Origin of the sequence: Micromonospora sp. M51 (assembly GCF_018070305.1) — a bacterium.
Lineage (GTDB): Bacteria > Actinomycetota > Actinomycetes > Mycobacteriales > Micromonosporaceae > Micromonospora > Micromonospora parva.
Map to the genome: position 1 here is coordinate 1 of NZ_JAGPXZ010000541.1, position 4,350 is coordinate 4,350.

The following is a 4,350-nucleotide window of genomic DNA, read 5'->3' on the forward strand; positions in this document are numbered from 1 at the left end:
CGCGTTGGTCGAGGCGTTTAAGCCGTCGACGGCGGAGGACGCCAGGGCGGTGGTCACCGCCGCCCGACTCAAGGATCTGGTGGAAGACCTCAGCCGACCGGCGGTGCTGGTCGTCGAGGACGAGATTACCGAGGAGTCCTTCCTGCTGGCCGTCGCTGAGGCGTTCGGCGAACAAGCCATCGTGGAGGCCCTTGATGCGCACTGGCTGCGACTCAGCCACGCTGGCGGCAAGGACCGGATGCTGCAGTTCGTCGAGCGGCGGCGCCGCGAGTTCTCCGTGCTGATCCGGGTGGCTGCCCTGATGGACAGCGACCGCGGCAAAGCCGGCCACCGGACCAAGAATGTCACCTACGCTCTGCAGATCCGCGCCCTTGGCGAGGGCAGCGAGGTGCACCTGTGGCACTGCCGTGAGCTGGAAAACTACGTGCCGTGCCGGGTGTGGGAGGAAGCCTTCATCGACCGAGCGCCAGCCGAGCGGGATGCCAAACTGGCGAGCCTTCGAAGCATGCCCCACGATGACCGGCACTATGTGGACGTGAAAAAGCACTTCGGCGGGTCGATGCCCAAGCCGCTGATCCCGCCGGATCTGCGTCTCACCGAGGCAGACTTCGACGAGCTTGGCCCGGTCGCCGTGGCGGACCTGCGGGAGCTGCTGGCCATGATTCGCCGGATTCTGTAGGACACTGACGCCCATGCGCACCGACCAGGCCGAGATTCGACCGGACCCGACCATCGCGCTCGTTGGTGATCTGCTGACCGACATCGCGAAAGGGACGATCCGGGTGCCGGCGTTCCAGCGGCCTTTCGTCTGGCGGCCGGCGCAGATGTTGGAGCTCTTCGACAGCATCGAGCGCGGCTACCCGATCGGCAGCCTGCTGCTCTGGCAGACCGAACTGCCGATCCCTTCGCTGGAGCGGATCGGTGGCCTGCCGATCCCGCCGCCGCCCGCAGGGCAGCAGATCTCGTACCTGCTCGACGGCCACCAGCGGGTCTCCACCCTCTTCGGTGTGCTGAACCGGTCGCCGCGCCGTGGCCCGGCCGAGGACGACAGAGATTGGGTCTGGCAGGTCTACCGAGACCTGCGCGCTGAACGGCAGGGCTCGGAGCGCTATCGACACCATCGCTCGGGTCGCTGGTTGCCCCACCTGTTGCCGCTGGCGGCGGTGATGCGCACCCGGGACTTCCTCGGGCACTTCCGCGAGGTCGAGCTCGCCACCCGGGACGTCGACCAGGTCGACTCGCTCATCCGCGAGGCCGAGGCGGTGGTGCAGCGAATCAAGAGCTATAAACTCACCGTGGTACGCCTGCAGGGCGCGAGCCTTGACCAGGCGGTCAACGTCTACGCCCGGCTCAACCGCACCGGCACCCGGATGGACCCGGACCAGATGGTCTCGGCGCTGACCTACCGCGAAGAGCAGCCGTCGCTGGCGAGCCGGATCGACGATATCGTCACCTCGATCGCCGATAGCGGCTTCGGTGAGCTGCCCCGACTCGCGGTCTTCCGCTCGCTGCTGGCGATCGCCGGCGAGTCGGACATCATGTCGCCGCGCTGGAGTCTGGTCGCCGACTACGTCCAGAACCGGTTGCATGACGACCTGCCGCGCACCGGCCGAGCGGTGCGACTGGCAGCGGAGTTCCTGCGTAACGGAATCGGAATGCCGCACGCCCGGTTCCTGCCGTATTCACACCAGCTGGTCCTGCTGGCGATGTTCTTCCACACCTGCCGGGAGCCGAGCGGCCGGCAGTATGACGGGCTACGGCGTTGGTTCTGGGTGACCTCCTGGTCGGGTGCGTTCGCCGGGGCGACCTCGACCGTGCTGCGCCGGGCGTTGGCCGAGATGCGGCAGTTCGCGATTGGTGAGGCCGACCTACCCCTGAACGTCGCTGACGTACAACCGATGCCGCCGTCGTTCAACCTCAACGGCGCGCGAACGAAGGCGTACGTCATCTGGGAGTCGTTGGAGTTTCCTCGGCGCTTCGACATGCTCGGCCAACCCTTCGAGGTGGCGAACGTGCTCTCGACGGCGGACAACCAGATCTTCCGGCACGTGGTGCCGCGGGACAACCGGCCTGCCAATCGGCTGATCTTCCCCACCACGCCGAACACCAGCGTGCTGGCGGCGCTCAAAGGGCTCGACCTGCCCGTCGGGCCGGGTCTCTTCGACGGCAACCCCGAGCTGCGTCGGCTGGTAGGCCCCTCGAAGACCGAGCAAATCCTGGAGAGTCACGGCATCCCTCTCAAGGCATGGCGGCGGCTCTGCGACGGTGGCAACGGTGGTCAGATTTTCATCGAGGATCGCACCGAGTTGCTGGAGCAACGGCTCCGCGCCTTCGCCGATCATCTGGACGTGCAGGTAGGTGGTCAGGTGGCTGGTGCCGCCGATGACGATTCGGAGTAGTGGCAGCGGGGGCAACAGACCTTAGGATCTATCCGTTGCGACCGGACTGGTTGCCCTGACCATCTGCTGAGCGTCGCCTGAAGCCGCGCCGGAAAAAGTCGGCGCGGCTTCTCGCGAAGCGATTGACAAAGAAGTTTTGTACGTACAAACTGATTTTGCCATGAGAGACGTCCTGTACCTGGAGCAGATCGAGCAGGCCGAAGTCCTGCTCAAGCCGCATCGCGTCGAGGTGCTGCGGCAACTGGCCGAACCGCGCACCTGCACGGAGGTCGCGGCCCGACTCGATCAGACGCCACAGCGCGTCTACTACCACGTCAAGCAGCTCGTCGCGGCCGGCCTCGTCGAGCTGGTCAACGAACGCAAGGTCCGTGGCATCACCGAAGGCATCTACCAGGCCGCCGCCCGGTCCTACTGGCTCTCCCCACGGCTCGTCGGCCGGATCGGCCTGCGCCGGGCCCGCGACGAGCTGAGCCTCGGCTACCTGCTCGACCTGATGGAGGAGGTCCAGGCCGACATCGCCGGCCTGGACCGGGCGGCGCCCGAGCTGCCCTCGATCGGAGTCTCCGGCGAGATCCGGGTGCCCCCCGAGCAGCGCCAGCAGTTCATGCACGACCTGCAAACCGCACTTCAGGACCTGTTCACCCGCTACGGCGGCAGCGAAGGCGACGCCTTCAAGCTGGCCGTCGCCTGCTACCCGAAAGGAAACGACAATGAGTGAACCGATGAAGGTTCAGGCCCGCCTCTCCGCGCCCGTCGGGCGGGTCCGCCAGGCCCTCACCGACCCGGCCGAGCTGCGTCTCTGGCTGGCTGAGCACGCCGAGGTCGAGCTGCCCCAGCGGTACGAGTTCTGGGGCCGCTTCACGCCCGAGGGCGACGCCCCGCACCAGCGGTTGCTGCACGTCGACGACGACACGTTGCGCTTCGGCTGGCTGCTCGACGGGGTGGAGACCACCACCGAGTTCCAGCTGGCCGCCGAGGGCGCCGACAGCACCGTGCTGACGCTGATCCAGAGCCACTTCGACTTCGCCGAGGCGATGAGCGGCTCCAGCATCCGGGGCGTGCTCCAGACATTCTGGGCGCTTGCCATCGCCAACCTGGCCGCCCACCTGGAGGGCAAGCCACTGCTGCCCCGCACCGACTTCACCTCCGCCGACCTGCGGGGTGAGCTGGTCATCGCCGCCCCCGCCGACAAGGTGTGGGAGTCGCTGACCGACTCCGAGCAGGCCAGCGCCTGGTTCGGCTACCCGATCGGCATCGAGCCCTGGGTCGGCGGCCGGTACGCCATGGGCGGCTTCGAGACCGGCTACGCGGCCAAGGTCGTCGACCTGGAGCCCGGCCGGCGGATGTCCGTGGACTGGGGACCGACCGGCGTGACGAACTGGGAGCTGGCCGAATCCGGTGGCAAGACCACGCTGACCTTCGTGCAGAGCGGCTTCGACGAGGCCAACCCGCCGTACGGGGCGTGGAGCGGGTCGGTTGCCGGGCTGTACGAGCTGCGCCGCTTCCACGAGGTGCCGAACTGGCAGCCGATCTGGATCTCCGAGGAGATCCCCGGCCTGGAGCCCGCCCCGACCAGCTGACGTGTGATCGTCTCGCCTTGATCGTGCTCGATCAGGGATGTAGTGGCCTCGTTCACCCCCCCGGAGGCCCCCACATCCTGGATCGAGCACGATCTTGTGCGTACCGGGGCGGTGGTTGTTCTGATCAGGTGGCGGGATGTGGTGACTTTTCGCTGTCGAGTGGGTACTGGCGGGCGATGTTCTTCATCTTTGGTCTGCGTACCAAGGTCGACCGGTCCGGTGTCGTGCAGCAGGTCTGCCGCCACTGCGGCAACCAGGCCGCACAGGTGATCACCCGCCGCTCGACGAAATTCACCCTCTTCTTCATCCCCCTCATTCCGATCCGTACCCGGTACGCGCAGCAGTGCACGTTCTGCGGGGCGGAGTACGAG

The 4,350-nt window shown here is 67.1% G+C and carries 5 protein-coding genes; all 5 read left to right on the forward strand.

Annotated features, from left to right (window positions below; genetic code table 11):
- Positions 1-679 (forward strand): hypothetical protein (locus KBX53_RS24035; RefSeq protein ID WP_210861775.1); only part of this gene is annotated, 679 nt, incomplete at its 5' end.
- A 13-nt stretch (positions 680-692) separates the two neighbouring features.
- Positions 693-2,399: a DUF262 domain-containing protein gene (locus tag KBX53_RS24040; protein ID WP_210861777.1), complete on the forward strand. Its 1,707-nt coding sequence runs from the start codon at positions 693-695 to the stop codon at positions 2,397-2,399.
- A 160-nt stretch (positions 2,400-2,559) separates the two neighbouring features.
- Complete coding sequence (locus KBX53_RS24045) at positions 2,560-3,117, forward strand: transcriptional regulator (protein ID WP_210861780.1); 558 nt, start codon at positions 2,560-2,562, stop codon at positions 3,115-3,117.
- On the forward strand, positions 3,110-3,979 hold the full coding sequence (locus KBX53_RS24050) for an SRPBCC family protein (protein WP_210861782.1): 870 nt from the start codon (positions 3,110-3,112) through the stop codon (positions 3,977-3,979). Before KBX53_RS24045 ends, KBX53_RS24050 begins: the two co-directional genes overlap by 8 nt.
- A gap of 176 nt (positions 3,980-4,155) precedes the next feature.
- Positions 4,156-4,350, forward strand: a 195-nt coding sequence (locus KBX53_RS24055; protein WP_210861784.1) for a zinc-ribbon domain-containing protein, incomplete at its 3' end; no start/stop codon positions are given.